Source organism: Amycolatopsis japonica (assembly GCF_000732925.1).
Lineage (GTDB): Bacteria > Actinomycetota > Actinomycetes > Mycobacteriales > Pseudonocardiaceae > Amycolatopsis > Amycolatopsis japonica.
Map to the genome: position 1 here is coordinate 8,396,895 of NZ_CP008953.1, position 16,860 is coordinate 8,413,754.

Below are 16,860 nucleotides of genomic sequence, written 5' to 3' on the forward strand. Positions count from 1 at the left end.
CCCGATCACGAGGGCGCCACCCTCCCGGTGAGGGCCCGGCACCAGGCCGTACCCGCCCAGATCAGGCCACTGCCCACGATGAGCGACAGCTGCCCGGCGCCCGTACCGGTGAAGACCTGGACCGGTCCGGCCCCCATCGCTTCGCCGAGTACCAGGCACAGCAGCGGGAGGACCGCGAGCACGGCGGCACTCGCCCTGGGGCCCGCCATCTTGGCTTTGAGCCGACGACGAAAGCCGATCTCCGCCTCGGCGTCCCGTCGTGCGGCATCGAGTACCTCGGCCATCGGAAGCCCGAACCGGTTCGCGAGTGCCCACGCGTTGGCCAGCGCCGGAGGCGCGTCCGGATCGGCGGCGGTGCCACCACCGAACCGGGCGGCCGCGATGAGTCCGCGCAAGCGCTCGGACGCCGCGGGAACCGCTTCTGCGGTGGCTTCGGCCGCGGCCACCGGATGGGCACCCGCACGGAGCTCGGCGATCATCGTCCGCAATACGGACCCGGTGAGTTCCGCTTCGGCCAGCGCCGCCTTCTCCCGCGCCCGCCACCGATGCTCTTGGCGGAGGGTCCAGGTGAGTACGAGCGTCGCCACCGCCCAGCCGATTCCCACGAAGGACAGAGCCAGCGCGGGCAGCGGCCACCAGCACACCCGGACGGCGCGAGGTAGCCGCCAGGCGATCCGGGTACGCGCCATCGACTTGGGCCAGCAGGCGAGACCCGCGCCCCAGGAGAGCAGGAACCACGGGTTCATGCCGCCATCTCCTCGAACGGCGTCTGGTCGCCGATCCAGGAGCCTTTACTCCAGACCGGGACGACCTTGGCCTCGCCTCGAAACGACCGGAGGACACCGACCTCGTCCAGGCGCCGGATCCCGCTCGGCAGGCGGCGCATGTGCAGGACCACCCGGATCGCCGCCGTCAGCTGGCTGTGCAGCGCGTCCCGTTTCAGCCCGCCGAGCGCGGCCAGCGCCTCCAGCCGCGCGGGGACGTCCGCCGGCGAGTTGGCGTGCACGGTGCAGCCGCCGCCCTCGTGCCCGGTGTTCATGGCGTTGAGCAACGCGATGACCTCGCCACCGCGCACTTCGCCGACGACCAGCCGATCCGGACGCATGCGCAACGCCTGCCGCACCAGCTCGCTCAACCCGACCTCGCCCGCGCCTTCGACGTTGGGCGGCCGGGTGAGCAGGCTGACGAACTGCGGATGGTCCGGTTGCAGTTCTCCGGCGTCTTCGACACAGACGATGCGTTCGGCCGGGGGCACCGCGCCGAGCAACGCGGAGAGCAGGGTCGTTTTGCCCGCCCCCGTCCCGCCGGAAACCAGGAACGCGAGCCGCCGCCGGATGACCGAGCCGAGCAGGTCCGCGCCGCTGGTGCCGAACACCCCGCGCAGCCGGAGTTCGGCGAGATCGTGGGTTGCGGGCCGGAGCACGCGAAGCGAGAGGGCGGTCCCGGCCGGCGCGATCGGCGGGAGGACCGCGTGCATGCGGACGCGGCCTTGCGGACCCACTCCCGGCAGCCAGCAGTCGGCGAACGGTTGAGCGTCGTCCAGGCGCCGCCCGCCGGCGAGGGCGAGCCGCTGGGCCAGCCTGCGGACGGCTTCCTCGTCGGCGAAACGAACATCCGTCAGGCGGATGCCTTCACCGGTGTCGGTCCAGACCTCGTCGGGTGCCGTGACGAGAACGTCGGTGACGCCGGGTTTTTCGAGAAGCGGCGCCAACGGACCGGCTCCGACGAACTCGTCACGCGCCAGCCGGACCGCTCCGAGGACGGCCTCCTGCCCGAGCGCGCCACCGGCTTCGGCGCGGACGGCCCGCGCGACGCTCACCGGATCCGCCGGGGCGGCCGATCCGGCCAGCCGCCGCCGGACCCGCTCGACCAGATCGTCGGTCATCGCGAGGCACCGGCCAGCCGCCCGCGCGCGGCCGCGAGGACTTCGCCGGCGGCGATGGCCAGATGCCCGCGATGCCTCAGTACGAACTCACCGCGGTCGAGGGCCGCCGCGAGGGAGCGCTCGCGGCCCATCGAAGTGATGAGCGGAACGCCGACGGCGTCGGCGATCTCCTGCGGGATCAGCCCGGCGGGCGACGGCCCCCGTACCGCGACACCGATCCGTGACGCGTGGGGCTCGATCCTGGCGAGGACCTGTTTCGCCGCCGCGCAGGCACGGAGTTCGGCGGGGACGACGACCACGACCAGATCGGCGAGCCCGATCACGGCGGACGTCTCGGCGCCGAAATACCTCGGCAGATCGCAGACGACCGTCCGTCCCGCTCGCCGTCCGGCGCACAGCACGCCTTCGATCGCATCGGGCCCCGGCCCTCGTCCTTCCCTGCCATAGGACACAAAGGACAGTGAGCCGGTCGCGTACTTCTTTCGCGGCAGGGCTTCGCTCAACGCGGCCATGGACACCCTGCCGCCGAGTTCGAGCTCCGGCCAGCGTGGCCCGCGATCCCGTTCGGCGGCGAGGAGGACGTCGACCCCGCCGCCGAGTGGATCGCAGTCGACGAGCAGCCCGCCGGTGCCGGACTTCTCCGCCCGGTACGCGACGGCGGCCGAAAGCACCGATGCCCCGGCCCCGCCTCGCCCGCCGATGATCCCGATGACGACGCCGTCGTCCCGTGGCGGCCCGTCGACGACATCGGCGAATTCGCCGATGAGGTCGCTTTCCTCGTCCGGCAGCGAAAGGACCTTCTCCGAACCGGTGTTGACGGCACGCTCCCACGTGACCGGTGTCGGTGCGCCCTTGCAAACGAGCAGGACCTTGTTCCGCCGCAGCAGCCGGTTCGGCGCGCTCGCGGCCTCTTCGTCGAGCACCACGAGCGGCGCACGGGCCCATCTCCCGCGTGCGGCGTCCAGATCGGGTGCTCGTTCGACCTCGCACCCCGCGGCCGCCGCCACGCGCAGGATCTCGTCGAGCAGGACGTCGTCTCCGGCGACGACGAGCGGATGTTCCGCGGTCATGACTCCCCCAGTGATTCGGTCGGACTCGGGTGATCACTCCACGGTCGCGCCGCTTCCCCACCCCGCACAACGCCATTCCGCCCCGCCTGTGGACAACTGGGGTGTTGTGGACAACTGGGGTGTTGTGGACAACTCCGCCGCGGGAAACCGGTTTCCCGCGATTTCCGTCGGCCCTTTCCGCTATGGGCCACGGAGCGGGACAGAACTCAAGAAACCCTTGAGAGAAAGGAAAGTTAACGAACTCCGGCCGATTCCGCCTTGTCCTGACGAGGTTTCCGCGGCCGACAAGGTCTGAACCATTGGTACGACGGGGAAATAGGAGGCGGCCCTCGCCAGGGGGGAGGGACGAGGGCCGCCTGGGGTTCAGCCCCGGGGGGTCGGACTGAACCTGGGCCCGGTGCAACACCGGACAATCTCACTGTAACTCCGATACCGGCCCGTTGCGGGCGGCGCCGGTACCCACAATTCGATAACGGCACGACGCGCCGGATCGGGTACGCGGTCGTGAATTTTCCACCGCCGTATCCCGATCGTGGTCGACCAACGGGCGCCCGGCCGTACCGCTCTCCTATCCTTGGCGAGTGGACCGACCCAGCACGACGCCGAGCCAGGTCGCGGCGTTCTTCGATCTCGACAAGACGATCATCGCGTCATCGAGCGCATTGGCCTTCAGCAAGCCACTTTTGCGCGAAGGCCTGATCAACCGACGAGCCGCGCTTCGCAGTGCGTACGCCCAACTCGTCTTCTCGCTCGCGGGTGCGGACGCGGCGAAGACCGAGCGGATGCGAGCCGAGGTTTCCGCGCTGTGCACCGGATGGGACGTCGCGCAGGTGTCCGCGATCGTCCGCGAAACGCTGCACGACGTCGTCGACCCGCTCGTGTACGCGGAGGCCGCGGAACTGATCTCGTCCCATCGCGCGGACGGGCACGACGTCGTGGTGCTGTCGGCGACCGGCGAGGAAGTCGTCGCGCCGGTCGCGGAAATGCTCGGCGCGACGCGCAGCGTGGCCACGCGGATGCAGATCGTGGACGGCCGTTACTCGGGCGAAGTCGATTTCTACTGCTACGGCGAGAACAAGGCCGTCGCCGCGAAGCAGCTCGCGGCGACGTACGGCTACGACCTCACCCAGTGCCACGCGTACACCGACTCGAGCACCGACATCCCGCTCCTCGAGGTCGTGGGACGGCCGCACGCGGTCAACCCCGACCGCGTCCTGCGCAAGCACGCGACGGAACAGGGCTGGGAGATCCTCGCCTTCGAGCACCCGATGTCGCTGCGGACCCGGATCCCCGCACGGTCGGCCGGCCTGGTCGCGCTCGGCGCCTTCGCGGCGGGGGCCACCTGGTACGGCTACAACCGGCGCAAACGCACCCGCTGAGCACGCACCCACACGGCGGTACCGGGCCGGTTTTCGCAGTCAGGGCCGCGAATTGTCCGTCGCGGAGGGTACCCGTGTCACTAGATCGAGCCTCTGTACCGGTGCACCCGTCTGCGCACTTGAAGTGACCCGGCTCACGGCGTAGAAAGTAGGTGCGGACGTTCGGTCGGCCAGGGAACAGGTAGAAGAGAAGCCTGTTCCACCCCGGCGAATCTCCGTGTGCGGACACCGGGTACCCACGCGCAGCGCGCCGCGGGAGGCTCGTCGTCTAGGGACTGCGTACCGGGACGCCGGACGCCGAGTCCATGAAGGTACGACCAGAGTTGCACGCTTGGTCGCCCGAGTTGCCCGCACTGACTGGCGGCGCCCGCCGGCTTCGGCCGACGGGCGCCGCCAGTGTTTTGCCCAGGTTTTCAAGCGTGACAGGCCCGTTCGCGTCCCTTTGTGTATGAACGGACCGTTCGTGCGGGTGGCCGATGGACAAGCAAAGTGCTCGTGGGTAGCTTCCGGATATCAGTGCTTCCAGGTGGACTTCTTTCCACCTGAGAGTCAGGCACGAATCTGGGAGGCTTGAGGTGACGACCCGAATCGCGCACGCCCGTCATCGGAGGATCCATGCGCTCGCCCTGCCCCTCGCGGGCCTGCTCGCCCTGGGTGTCGCGGGCGTACCGGCGACCGCGCAGCCGGTGACGGCCGACGCGGAGGCGCAGCGGGCGCTGCGCGGGTTGACCCTGGAGCAGAAGGTCGGGCAGCTCTTCGTCACGTGGGTGAACGGGAAGTCGGCCGACGAGGTCAACGCCAAGAACAAGGCCGACTTCGGCGTGGACACCCCCGCGCAGGTGATCGAGAAGTACCACCTGGGCGGCGTCATCTACTTCAACAACGACAGCCGCGACAACTTCGACGACCCGGTGCAGGTCGCCAAGCTGTCGAACGGGCTCCAGCGGGCGGCCCTCCGCAGCGGCGCCCGCATCCCGTTGCAGATCGCGACCGACCAGGAAGGCGGCACGGTCACCCGGATGGGTGCCCCCGCCACCGAACTGCCGAACGCGATGGCGATCTCGGCCGGCCGTGACACCAAGGCCGCGCAGGACGCCGCCCGGATCCTCGGGCACGAACTGCGCGCCGTCGGCATCAACCAGGACTTCGCCCCCGACGCCGACGTGAACTCGAACCCGGCGAACCCGGTGATCGGCGTCCGCTCCTTCTCCGGCCGCCCGGAGCTGGCGAGCCAGTTCGTCGAAGCCCAGGTCAGGGGCTTCCAGAACTCCGGCCGACGCTCCGAGACGGTGTCCGCCGCCGCGAAGCACTTCCCCGGCCACGGCGACGCGGCCACCGACAGTCACCACGAGCTGCCCCGGATCGACCGGAGCGAGGCCAGCTGGCGCGAGACCGACGTGCCGCCGTTCAAGGCCGCCATCAAGGCGGGCATCGACTCGATCATGAGCGCGCACATCCAGTTCCCCAGCCTCGACCCGTCGGGCGAGCCGGCCACGCTGTCGAAGCCGATCCTCACCGGCAAGCTGCGCGAAGAGCTCGGATACCGCGGAGTCGTCGTCACCGACTCCCTCTCGATGGACGCGGTGCGCGAGATGCACAGCGACGCGGAGATCCCGGTGCTGGCCCTCAAGGCGGGTATCGACCAGCTGCTCATGCCGGTGAACCTCGAACTGGCGATCAACTCGGTACTCGACGCCGTCCGCAAGGGCGAACTGACCGAGCGGCGTATCGACGAGAGCGTCCTGCGGGTGCTGAAGCTCAAGCTGAACCGCGGCATCCTGACCTCGCCGTTCGTCGACCCGGCCAAGGTGATGTCGAAGGTCGGTGTCCCGGCCAACCTCGCGACCGCGCAGGGCATCGCCGACCGGTCGGTCACCGCGATCCGCAACGACGGCGGTGTCCTGCCGCTCAAGCAGCAGCCCGCGAAGACCCTCGTGACCGGCTGGGGCGCGACCACGACGACGTCGCTGGCCGCGAAGCTCACCGCGCACGGCACGCAGGCGACCGCGCTGCAGACCGGCCAGACGCCGACGGACGCGCAGATCGCGCAAGCGGCCGCAGCGGCCAAGAACGTCGACCTCGTCGTCGTGCTGACCAACAACGTCGGCACGTATCCGTTGCAGGGCAAGCTGTTGCAGGCACTCGCCGACACCGGGAAGCCCGTCGTCGCAGTCGCCGCCCAAATTCCCTACGACGCCGGCTACGAGAACCCGATCAAGACGTGGCTCGCCACGTACGGCTACATCACGCCTTCGCTCGAAGCGCTGGCGAAGGTGATCCTCGGGAAGGTGACGCCGCAGGGCAAGCTGCCGGTCGACGTTCCCGCGGGCAAGGACGTGGGCACGGTGAAGTACCCCTTCGGCCACGGGCTGACCTGGTGAACCTCAACCGCCGCCACTTCCTCGCCACCGGCGCGCTCGCGGTCCCCGCGCTGACGGCCGGGTCCTCGGTCGCGGGGGCCCAGCCGGAAAGCGAGAGCAAAGGTCCCCCGCTCACCCGCACCGGAGCGGACGTGCTCGCCGCCCGGGGCTGGGCACCGCTGTCCGGCCGCAAGCTCGGCGTGCTGTCGAATCCGACGGGTGTGCTGGCGAGCGGCGACCACATCGTCGACTCGATGGTCGCCGCCGGGGTCCGGCCGCTCGCCGCGTTCGGGCCGGAGCACGGGTTTCGCGGCAGCGCGCAGGCAGGCGGCTCCGAGGGCGACTACACCGACCCGCGCACCGGCGTGCCGGTGTACGACGCGTACGGCGCCGACGCGACGAAGCTCGCCGGGATGTTCACGAAGGCGGGCGTCGACACCGTCGTCTTCGACATCGCCGACGTCGGCGCGCGGTTCTACACCTACATCTGGTCGCTGTACACGGCGATGGTCGCGGCGGCGAAGGTCGGTGCGGCGGTCGTCGTACTGGACCGGCCGAATCCGCTCGGTGGCAAGGCCGCCGGGCCGATGCTGGACCCGGCGTTCGCCTCGGGTGTCGGCCGGAAGCCGATCGTGCAGCAGCACGGCATGACCGTCGGCGAACTCGCGCGCTTCTTCGCGGCCGAGTTCCTGCCGGCCGAAGGGGTCACGCCGGGCAAGCTCGAGATCGTCGAAGTGCGTGATTGGCGCCGTGATCAGCTCTTCGCCCGCACCGGGCTGACCTGGGTCCCGCCGAGCCCGAACATGCCGACGCCGGACACCGCGCTCGTCTATCCCGGCACCGGGATGTTCGAGGGCACCGTGTTCTCCGAAGGCCGGGGCACCACCAGGCCGTTCGAGATCATCGGCGCGCCGGGCCTCGACTGGCGCTGGCGCGAGAAGCTCGGCGAACTACGGCTTCCCGGAGTGAAGTTCCGTGAGGCCTACTTCGTGCCGACGTTCGGCAAGTTCGTCAACGAACCCTGCGGCGGCGTGCAGGTGACGATCACCGATCCGCGGGCGTTCGACGCCATCCGCACCGCGGTCACCATGTTCGTCACCGCGAAACAGGTGCATCCGGACAAGTTCAAATGGCGCCCCGACAATTTCCTCGACAAGCTCTCGGGCTCCGCCAGGCTGCGCACGATGATCGACAAGGGCGCCGGGGTGGACGAGATCGTCGGGTCCTGGCAGGCGGAACTGGCCGAGTTCGACCGGAAACGCCGCCGCCATCTCATCTATCGCTGAGGGGAACGACCTTGCGTGTTAGGAAGATCCTGATCGCGGCCGTCTCCGTACTGGTCGCGGCGACCACGCTGTCGACGGCGGGAGCACAGGCGATTCCGGGTACCGGGCAACAGGGAAACGGCGCGGCTGGCCGGTTCGACAAGCCGCGTGGGGGCTTCGCGCCCGCGTCCACCGTGCTGCGCGATGGCGCGCCCTCGGAGGTCGGCCTCGACCCCGAGCCGATCAAGGCGGCCGAGCGGTTCATCGAGAGCTGGACGAAGCCGGACGCCACCGGGCATCCGCACTTCTCCGGGGCGGTCGGCCTGCTCGCGCACGACGGCGTGGTCGTCGAGCGCCAGGCCGTCGGCGGCGCGGTCCGCTACGCCGACGCCAAGGGCACGGAACTGCCGCCCGAGCAGCAGGTGCCGATGCGCGCGGACACCATCTTCGACATGGCCTCGATCTCGAAGCTGTTCACCTCCATCGCGGTGATGCAGCTGGCCGAGTCGGGCAAGGTGGACATCTCGGCGCCGGTGGTGCGGTATCTGCCGGAGTTCGGGGTGAACGGCAAGGAGTCCGTCACCGTCCAGCAGCTGCTCACCCACGTCTCGGGCTTCGCCGCGACACCGCTCCCGTCGCTGTGGGAGGGCTACCCGGACATCCCGTCCCGCCGGAAGGCCGTCCTCGACAGCCCGCTGAAGAACGCGCCGGGCAGCACGTACCTCTACTCCGACATCAACCTGCTGACGCTCGGCTTCCTGGTCGAGAAGGTGGCCGGAGCTCCGCTGGACAAGGTCGTCCAGGACCGCATTTCCGCGCCTCTGGGTCTGGTCGACACCGGGTACAACCCGCCTGCGTCGAAACTCGCGAGGGTCGCGGCGACCGAGTACGCCGCGAAGCCGCCGCGGGGGCTCGTACGCGGCGAAGTGCACGACGAGAACGCTTGGTCCTTGGGCGGTGTCGCCGGGCACGCGGGCGTGTTCTCCACGGCGCCCGACATGGCGGTGCTGGCGCAGACCATCCTCAACGGCGGCGCGTACCGCGGTCACCGGATCCTCCGCGAGGAGACCGTGCGGGCGATGCTGACGAACTACAACCACAAGTTCCCCGACAACGCGCACGGGCTCGGCTTCGAACTCGACCAGCCTTGGTACATGGGAGCGCTGTCGGCACCGTCGACCGCCGGGCACACCGGCTTCACCGGGACCTCGCTGGTGATCGACCCGCTGTCGCGGTCGTTCGCGATCCTGCTCACCAACCGCGTGCACCCGACGCGGAACTGGGGCTCGATCAACCTCGCCAGGGAGACGTGGGCGAGTTCGCTCGCGAAGGCGATGGCCGTCCGCCCGGCGCACGGCCGCGAAGCGTGGTTCAGCGGCGCCGGGGACGTCTCCACGGCCACGCTCACGACCCCGCCGTTACAGACGCGCGGCGGGCCGCTGAAGGTCTCCTTCGACACCTTCGTGGACACCGAAGGTCCCTCGGATTCGCTGTTCCTGGAAATAAGTACCGACGGCGGAGCCACCTGGAAATCGATTACCCTGCGTGCGTCCGGACCAGGCGCCCCCGCCGGGGACCGAACCGGGCTCGGCGGGCATGGACATCGCGCTTGGTGGCGGGCAGCCGCCGAGGTGTCACAAAGCTCACAAATCACCCTCCGCTGGCGTTACACGACCGATGCCCGTTACACCGGACGGGGAATTTCTTTGGACGGTGTGAAAGTCACTGAACGCGGCCGCATACTGCTGGACAGTGAGCATAATCCCCCTACTTTCGTCGCTACCGGCTGGAAGTTGAGCACTAGGTAGCCAATCGGCTCCGATGTGCTGACCGGACCGCCCCGTTGACCGGGACACAGCCCCTTGCGTCGCGACACTAAGTTGCCAAGTCGTTAGCTCGACCTCGTTAACGGCCTCGACCTGGTTAGCGACTTTCTGGTCAACGATTAATCGCAAATCGAATCCGCAGACACGGATAGGTTGCGATCTTCCCGAAGGGTGTGGGTAGCCTTGTCGCAGATGCCAACGGTTAGTAACTTTCCCACGGTGGGCGATACCGAATCCGTAATCGCGGCCGCACCGTCCGAGGCCGTGCCGGCGCAGCCGACACGGGACGCTGACGCGAGCCCGCTGGTCCGGATTCGCTCCCTCCTGCCCGGGCTCGCCCGGGCCGAGCAGCGCGTCGCGAAGGTCGTCCTCGACGACCCCGCGCAGGTCGCGCGGCGCAGCATCACCGAGGTCGCGCTCGCGGCGAACACCAGCGAAACCACCGTCACGCGGTTCTGCAAGGCGGTCGGCGTCGGCGGGTATCCGCAGCTCAGGATCGCTCTGGCGGCCGACACCGCCCGCTCCGAGGCGCGGTCGACCCGCAACCTCGGCGGCGAGATCGGGCCGGAGGACGACCTGGCCGCGGTGATCGGCAAGGTCAGCTTCGCGGACGCACGCGCCGTGGAGGAGACCGCCGACCAGCTCGACGTCCCGTCGCTACAGCGCGTGATCGACATCGTGGCCGGCGCGGGCCGCGTGGACGTCTACGGCGTGGGCGCGAGCGCGTTCGTCGCCGCGGACCTGCAGCAGAAGCTGCACCGCATCGGGCGGGTCAGCTTCGCCTGGTCGGACACGCACATCATGCTCACCTCGGCGGCCGTGCTGAGCCCCGGCGACGTCGCGATCGGCATCTCCCACACGGGCGCGACCACGGACACCGTCGAGGCGCTGCGGGTGGCGCGTGAGCACGGCGCGATCACCGTCGCCGTGACGAACTTCCCGCGTTCACCGATCACCGAGGTCGCCGACCACGTGCTGACCACGGCCGCGCGGGAGACGACGTTCCGCTCGGGTGCGACCGCCAGTCGCATCGCGCAGCTGACCGTCATCGACTGCCTGTTCATCGGTGTCGCGCAGCGGCACATGGACGCGTCGGTCAACGCGCTCGACGCGACCAGGGACGCGGTTGGCTCGCACCGTCTGGGCGTCCGGCCCGACGGCAGGCGGCGGCCGCGGGAAACCGGCAAATGAGCGAAAAAGTGAGGCGCATGATGACCGTCCCACGCCAGGTGGTGCACGTCGACTCGCCAACCGAACAGCGCAATCCACGGACGACCGACATCGACCTGATGTCGACCATGGGCATCCTCGGCGCGATCAACGCCGAGGACCGCCGGGTCCCCGAAGCCGTCGCCGCGGTGCTGCCGCAGGTGGCGCGGGCGGTCGACTTCGCCGTGGAAGCGCTGCGGTCGGGACACCGCGTGCACTACTTCGGGGCCGGTACCTCCGGCAGGCTGGCGACGTTGGACGCGGCGGAACTGGTGCCGACGTTCAACGTGCCCTCCGATTGGTTCATCGCGCATCACGCGGGCGGCGCGCGCGCTCTGCGCCAAGCCGTCGAAGACGCCGAGGACAACGCGAAGGCCGGAGCCGCCGAGGTGGCCGAGTCCGTCGCGCCCGGCGACTTCGTGCTCGGGCTGACGGCTTCCGGCCGGACGCCCTACGTCCTCGGCGCGCTGGCCGCGGCCAGCCGTCGCGGTGCCCGTACCGCGCTGGTCTCGGGCAATCCGGCAGCGGTGACGCCGCCGGGCGTCGACGTCCTCATCGCGGTGGACACCGGCCCCGAGGCGATCGCCGGATCGACGCGGATGAAGGCGGGCACGGCGCAGAAGATCATCCTCACGGCGTTCTCCACCGCGACGATGATCAAACTCGGCCGCACGTATTCGAACCTGATGGTGAGCATGCGGGCGACCAACGCGAAACTGCGCGGGCGGACCATCCGGATCCTGCGCGAGGCCACCGGTATGAGCATGGCGGACTGCTCCGACGCGCTCACCGAGGCCGACGGCGACCTCAAGGTCGCGCTGGTCCATCTGCTGTCCGGCGAAGACGTCGCGAGTGCGGCGAAGGCGCTGACGGCCAGCGATGGCCACGTACGAAAGGCTCTCGACTCCCTGAGGGTGCGCGCGAGCTGAACACCGGCGGACAGACCCGTTCATCCCGACGCTTCGCGCTCACGCGACGCGAACGGGTGTCCGTCGCCGGGATGGCCGGCTTCATCCTGGCGCTCAACGTCATCGGCTGGGGGTCCTGACGCTCTTCGTGGCGCCGCGCCAGTACGAGCTCGGCGCCACGGGCGTGTTCGGGGTCGGCCTCGGCGTCACGGCGTTCGTGCTCGGGATGCGGCACGCGTTCGACGCTGACCACATCGCCGCGATCGACAACACCACCCGCAAGCTGATGGCCGACGGGCAACGGCCGCTTTCGGTCGGTTTCTGGTTCTCCCTCGGCCATTCGACGATCGTCTTCGTCCTGTGCCTGCTGCTGTCGCTCGGCGTCCGCGCGCTCGCCGGAGCCGTCGAGGACGACTCGTCGGCGCTGCACGCGGCGACCGGGCTGATCGGGACGTCCGTTTCGGCGGTGTTCCTGTACCTCATCGGGATCATGAACCTGGTGGTGCTCGTCGGCATCGTGAAGGTGTTCCGGCGCATGCGGCGGGGCGAGTTCGACGAAGCGGCGCTGGAGCGGCAGCTCGACAACCGCGGCTTCATGAACCGCCTGCTTCGCGGCGCCACCAAAGCGGTGCGCAAGCCTTGGCACATCTACCCGATCGGCGTGCTGTTCGGTCTCGGCTTCGACACCGCGACCGAGATCAGCCTGCTGGTGCTCGCCGGCGGCGCGGCGGCGTTCTCGCTGCCCTGGTACGCGATCCTGGTGCTGCCGATCCTGTTCGCCGCGGGGATGACGCTGTTCGACACCGCCGATGGCTGCTTCATGAACTACGCGTACGGCTGGGCGTTCTCGAAGCCGGTGCGGAAGATCTACTACAACCTCATCGTGACGGCGCTTTCCGTCGCGGTCGCCTTGCTCATCGGGACGATCGAGGTCATCTCGATCATCACCGAACGGTTCGGCATCACGACCGGGCCGCTCGCGGCCATCGGGTCGCTGAGCCTGGACTACGTGGGCTACGCGGTTGTAGCGCTCTTCGTGCTTACGTGGCTCTTCGCGCTCCTGGTGTGGCGCTTCGGGCGTATCGAGGAGCGCTGGGCGGTCAAACAGAGCCTCTGACCTGCGGGAAGAGAGCAAGGGACCTTTGCTACCACTTGTCTCAACGTTGAGATAAGTGGTAGCAAAGGTCCCTTGCTCCCCCTTGGGTCACGCGGGCTCGGGCACCTTCGCCCGCGAAGGCACCGAAAGCGCGAAGCCCAGCAGAGCGACGAAGGCGGCAACGGGACCGATCCACCAGACACCGGCGGAAGACAGGACGACGCCGCCCAGCGCGGCACCGAGAGCACCACCGCCGTAGATCGCGGAACCGTTGAGCCCCATGGCGACCGTCGGCGCGTCAGGCGCCAGCGAGAACAGCCGGTGCTGCTGCGGCACCATCAGCATGCCGCCGAAGATCCCCGAAGCCAGCGCGAGGACCAGCGAACTGGGCAAGCTCAACACGGCGACGTCCAGCAGCGCGAAAGTCACGACCGTCCCGATCAGCGAGATCGACCGGACCCGCGAAGGGCCCAGCGAGTCCGTCGCCCGGCCCGCGAAGGCGTTGCCCACGATCTGCCCGATCCCGAAACCGACGAGCAGCCACGAAATCGTCGCGCCCGCCGCCACCGGAGCCACCAGCACCGGCAGGTACACGAAGGCCGCGAAGCCCGCCGCGGTGCCGAGAACGCTCACGCCGAGCACGCGCGCGATCGGCGGCCGCGCGACGACGGCGAGCCTGTCGCGCAGGGACACCGTCGGCATCCGAACCCCGGGCAGCAGCGGCACGAGCAGCATCACGATCAGCGCCACCGCGCCGATCCCCCACATCACCGCACGCCAGCCGAACCAGTTCCCGGCCAGCACCCCGATCGGCACGCCGAGCACCATCGACACGCTCATCCCGTTCGAGACCGTGGCCAGCGCGCGCCCGCGCCGCTCGTCCGACGCCAACGCACCGGCGAGCACATACGCGTTGGATTGGAACGCGGCGGCGCCGAGGGCGGCCAGCACGCGTGCGACGGCGACCACGGCGAAGGACTCGCCGAGCGCCTGACCGGCCATGCCGATCGTGAACAGCACCATCCCAGCGCCGAGCACCCAGCGCCGGTCGAGCCGTCCGGTGAAAGCCGCGATGAGCGGCGAGGAAATCGCGTAGGTCACCGCGAAGACCGTGGTCAGCTGGCCTGCGACGGCCTCGGAGACCCGCAGGTCGGCGGCGATGGCGGGCAGTAGCCCGTTCAGGACGAATCCGTCGGTGCCGACGGTGAACGTCCCGACGGCGAGTACCAGCAGAGCCCCCAGAGCGAGCCGATCATTTGATGATCGTCGAATCGTCATGGGAGGTATAGTGGCGGGACTGTTCGATGACTGTCAAATAGTTTGGAGTGCCGTGAGCAGCATGCTGCCGCAGCCGTCGATCGACGAGATCGAGATCGTGCCGGTGCTCCAGGCGCTCGCGGATCCCGTGCGCCTGGAGCTGATCCGCGCCCTGCGAAGCAACCCTTCGCCGCGAAGCTGCGCCGTCACCGAGTACGACGTCGACATCAGCGCGCCGACGCTCTCCCACCACTGGAAGGTGTTACGCGAGGCCGGCCTCACGACGACGTTCGTCGAGGGCCGGACCCGCTGGGTCGAGCTACGGACCGAGGACGTCCACGCGCGCTTCCCCGGGCTACTGGACGCTGTCCTCGCTTAGCCGCCATTTCGCCGCGAGTTCCGCCGCGGCGCATACGCCGACGTCGAGCAGATACGGCCCCGCCTGCCCGCAGCCGGATCCCGGCGCGATCGGCTGACCGTGCCCCATCCCGCTGACGGCGTGCGTGTCGACGGCCGCGCCGACGTCGGTCCACTGCTCGGAAAGCTCGCGCATGTTCATCGGGGCGACCGTGTAGTCCGCGGTCCCGTGCCAGACGCTGACCGCCGAACGCGGCCCTGTGCCCGCGGCGCGCACCTTGTCGCCCCATTGTTTCGGGGTCAGATCCTTGCCGGGGTTCATGCAGGAGTACGCGTCGATCATCGAGGTCGCGCAGCCGTAAGGCAGCCCCGCTACAACACCGCCGCCCGCGAAGAGTTCCGGATACGCCGCCAGCATCACCGAAGTCATCGCACCACCGGCCGACAAGCCGGTCACGTACGTCCGGCTCCCGGCCGAATAGCGCGCCATCTGCGCGATCGATTCGGCTTCCCCGGAGCCGCGCTTGATGTCGGCCGCCTGGAACCAGTTGAAGCATTTGCTGAAGTTGTTCGCCGAAACCTGTTGTGGCAGAACGAGTTTGAACCGCAGTTTGTCCGCGAGCCCGGCCCAGCCGGAGCCACGCGCGTATCCGGCGGCGTCCTGCGTGCAGCCGTGCAGCACCACCACCGCCGGACGTCCGGACGGCAGCCCGTCGGGAACGTATTCGAACATCTGCAAAGCACCGGGATTGCTCCCGAACCCGGTCACCGGACGGATCGTCGCCGCCTGTGCCGGAGTCGCGAAGAGAAGGGTCAATGCCGAAACCACCGCGCCGATGAGGAGTTTTCGCATCACCCGAGGCTAAAACCGGGGCCCGCGGGGTTTCCACGTGGAAGACCACCACAGCGACGGCGCCTTTTGTGTGGTCGCGCCGGGTACCGATCCGCGAAAAGCCCGCTTACCGTCGGCCGATGCGGCTCTTTCTGGTCCTCGCGATGATGCTGGCCCTGGCCACCCCCTCCCAGGCGGCGGGCGGTTGCGGGAACGTGCGCGTTCCCGGCGCCGCGGCGCAACGACTGTCCTGTTTGGACGATCTGACCACCACCGGCACCCTGGCCACCGGCCATACCGTGCCGTCCGACTGGGCCGGGCTCACGTCCGCCGGCCTCCCCGCGCCCAAGGGTGTTCCCGGTATCCAGATCGATGGCTACTTCCCGGATTCGTCGACGTCCAACACGACGCACGGCTGGAACCACGACGCGCAGTTCGTGCTGCGGCTGCCCGATCGCTGGAACGGCGGCCTCGTGGTCACGGGATCGCCCGGGGTGCGACGGCAGTACGCGAACGATCGTGCGATCGGCGACCAGGTCCTCGCCGCCGGTTACGCGTTCGCCGCGACCGACAAGGGCAACACCGGCGCCGACTTCCACACCGACGGACGCCGCCCCGGTGACGCGATCGCCGAGTGGAACTCACGGGTCACGCAGCTGACCATCGCCGCGAGGGCGGCCGTCGCGCACCGCTACGGGCGTCTGCCGAGCCGCACCCTCGCGGCCGGGATGTCGAACGGCGGCTACCTCGTCCGCTGGCAGCTCGAGAACCGGCCGTGGCTCTACGACGGCGGAATCGACTGGGAGGGCACGCTTTGGCACGAAGACGGCCCGAACCTGTTCACCTTCCTGCCGCCCGCGATCAAGGCCTATCCCGCGTACGCCAACGGTTCCGCGCAAGCCCATCAGGAAATCCTCGACGCCGGGTTCGCGCCGGGTTCGGAATTCCTCTGGAAGTACCACAACGACGTCTACTGGGGCTTGACCCAGCGGATCTATCAGGCCGAGTTCGACCCCTCGTTCGCCGGGACCGATTACGACTACGCCGCTCGCCCGCGGTCGGTGCACCGCGCGGTCGAACGGATCTCGCTGACCGGCCGGATCGGCAAACCGCTGATCACCCTGCACGGCACCCTCGACACACTCCTGCCGATCACCCGCGATTCCGATGTCTACCAGCGGATGGTCACCGACCAGGGCCGCGCCGGTCTGCAGCGCTACTACCGGATCGTCGACGGCAACCACGTCGACGGCCTGTACGACGCGTACCCGGACAAGCTGCGCCCGATCGGCCCGTGTTTCCGGACGGCTTTCAGCGCTCTCGAAGGCTGGCTCGACGGCGTCCGCCCGCCCGCTTCGGCGACGATCCCGCGCGCGAGCGGTGACCTGGCGACCTCTTGCGCACTAAGCTGATCGC

At 69.3% G+C, this 16,860-nt stretch carries 13 protein-coding genes and 1 pseudogene; 9 read left to right on the plus strand and 5 right to left on the minus strand.

Features of this window, described 5'->3' with window-relative positions; genetic code table 11:
* Positions 1-5 precede the first annotated feature (5 nt).
* From AJAP_RS38995 to ssd, 3 genes are read right to left on the minus strand one after another with little or no spacing between them, the layout of a single operon-like run.
* Positions 6-746 (minus strand): type II secretion system F family protein, encoded by a 741-nt coding sequence (locus tag AJAP_RS38995; protein ID WP_038520984.1) that lies wholly within the window; start codon positions 744-746, stop codon positions 6-8.
* Complete coding sequence (locus tag AJAP_RS39000; RefSeq protein ID WP_038520987.1) at positions 743-1,885, minus strand: TadA family conjugal transfer-associated ATPase; 1,143 nt, start codon at positions 1,883-1,885, stop codon at positions 743-745. The genes AJAP_RS38995 and AJAP_RS39000 overlap by 4 nt, the downstream gene beginning before the upstream one ends.
* Positions 1,882-2,955, minus strand: coding sequence for a septum site-determining protein Ssd (gene ssd / locus AJAP_RS39005; RefSeq protein WP_038520989.1), 1,074 nt, complete (start codon positions 2,953-2,955; stop codon positions 1,882-1,884). The genes AJAP_RS39000 and ssd overlap by 4 nt, the downstream gene beginning before the upstream one ends.
* Before the next feature lie 581 nt (positions 2,956-3,536).
* Here ssd and AJAP_RS39010 point away from each other — a divergent pair.
* The 7 genes and pseudogenes from AJAP_RS39010 (at position 3,537) to nicT (ending at position 13,019) form a co-directional block, all read left to right on the plus strand.
* Positions 3,537-4,334 carry an HAD family hydrolase gene (locus AJAP_RS39010; protein ID WP_016337846.1) on the plus strand — a complete coding sequence of 266 codons (798 nt, stop codon included), beginning with the start codon at positions 3,537-3,539 and terminating at the stop codon, positions 4,332-4,334.
* A 575-nt stretch (positions 4,335-4,909) separates the two neighbouring features.
* A complete protein-coding gene (locus AJAP_RS39015) occupies positions 4,910-6,715 on the plus strand; it encodes a glycoside hydrolase family 3 protein (protein ID WP_038520992.1) in 1,806 nt (601 codons plus the stop codon).
* Positions 6,712-7,980, plus strand: coding sequence for an exo-beta-N-acetylmuramidase NamZ family protein (locus tag AJAP_RS39020; RefSeq protein WP_038520995.1), 1,269 nt, complete (start codon positions 6,712-6,714; stop codon positions 7,978-7,980). Before AJAP_RS39015 ends, AJAP_RS39020 begins: the two co-directional genes overlap by 4 nt.
* Positions 7,981-7,991: 11 nt before the next feature.
* The gene (locus AJAP_RS39025) at positions 7,992-9,767 is read left to right on the plus strand and encodes a serine hydrolase (RefSeq protein WP_148311639.1); all 1,776 of its coding nucleotides are present in this window, start codon (positions 7,992-7,994) and stop codon (positions 9,765-9,767) included.
* Positions 9,768-9,977: 210 nt separating this feature from the next.
* The gene (locus AJAP_RS39030; protein ID WP_370323676.1) at positions 9,978-10,976 is read left to right on the plus strand and encodes a MurR/RpiR family transcriptional regulator; all 999 of its coding nucleotides are present in this window, start codon (positions 9,978-9,980) and stop codon (positions 10,974-10,976) included.
* A gap of 17 nt (positions 10,977-10,993) precedes the next feature.
* A complete protein-coding gene (locus tag AJAP_RS39035; RefSeq protein WP_007028475.1) occupies positions 10,994-11,923 on the plus strand; it encodes an N-acetylmuramic acid 6-phosphate etherase in 930 nt (309 codons plus the stop codon).
* Positions 11,924-11,979: 56 nt separating this feature from the next.
* A pseudogene (gene nicT / locus AJAP_RS39040) lies at positions 11,980-13,019 on the plus strand (Nickel transporter NicT).
* Between the two features lie 87 nt (positions 13,020-13,106).
* On the opposite strand, the gene AJAP_RS39045 reads toward nicT, so the two are convergent.
* Positions 13,107-14,276: an MFS transporter gene (locus tag AJAP_RS39045; RefSeq protein WP_038520999.1), complete on the minus strand. Its 1,170-nt coding sequence runs from the start codon at positions 14,274-14,276 to the stop codon at positions 13,107-13,109.
* A gap of 52 nt (positions 14,277-14,328) precedes the next feature.
* On the opposite strand from AJAP_RS39045, the gene AJAP_RS39050 reads away from it, so the two are divergent.
* Positions 14,329-14,634 (plus strand): ArsR/SmtB family transcription factor, encoded by a 306-nt coding sequence (locus AJAP_RS39050; RefSeq protein WP_038521002.1) that lies wholly within the window; start codon positions 14,329-14,331, stop codon positions 14,632-14,634.
* Here AJAP_RS39050 and AJAP_RS39055 read toward each other — a convergent pair.
* The gene (locus tag AJAP_RS39055) at positions 14,611-15,465 is read right to left on the minus strand and encodes an extracellular catalytic domain type 1 short-chain-length polyhydroxyalkanoate depolymerase (protein WP_038521005.1); all 855 of its coding nucleotides are present in this window, start codon (positions 15,463-15,465) and stop codon (positions 14,611-14,613) included. The two genes, AJAP_RS39050 and AJAP_RS39055, sit on opposite strands and share 24 nt — an antisense overlap.
* A 119-nt stretch (positions 15,466-15,584) precedes the next feature.
* On the opposite strand from AJAP_RS39055, the gene AJAP_RS39060 reads away from it, so the two are divergent.
* Entirely contained in the window at positions 15,585-16,856 is a 1,272-nt protein-coding gene (locus tag AJAP_RS39060; protein ID WP_174492081.1) for a tannase/feruloyl esterase family alpha/beta hydrolase, read from the plus strand.
* Positions 16,857-16,860: the final 4 nt, after the last annotated feature.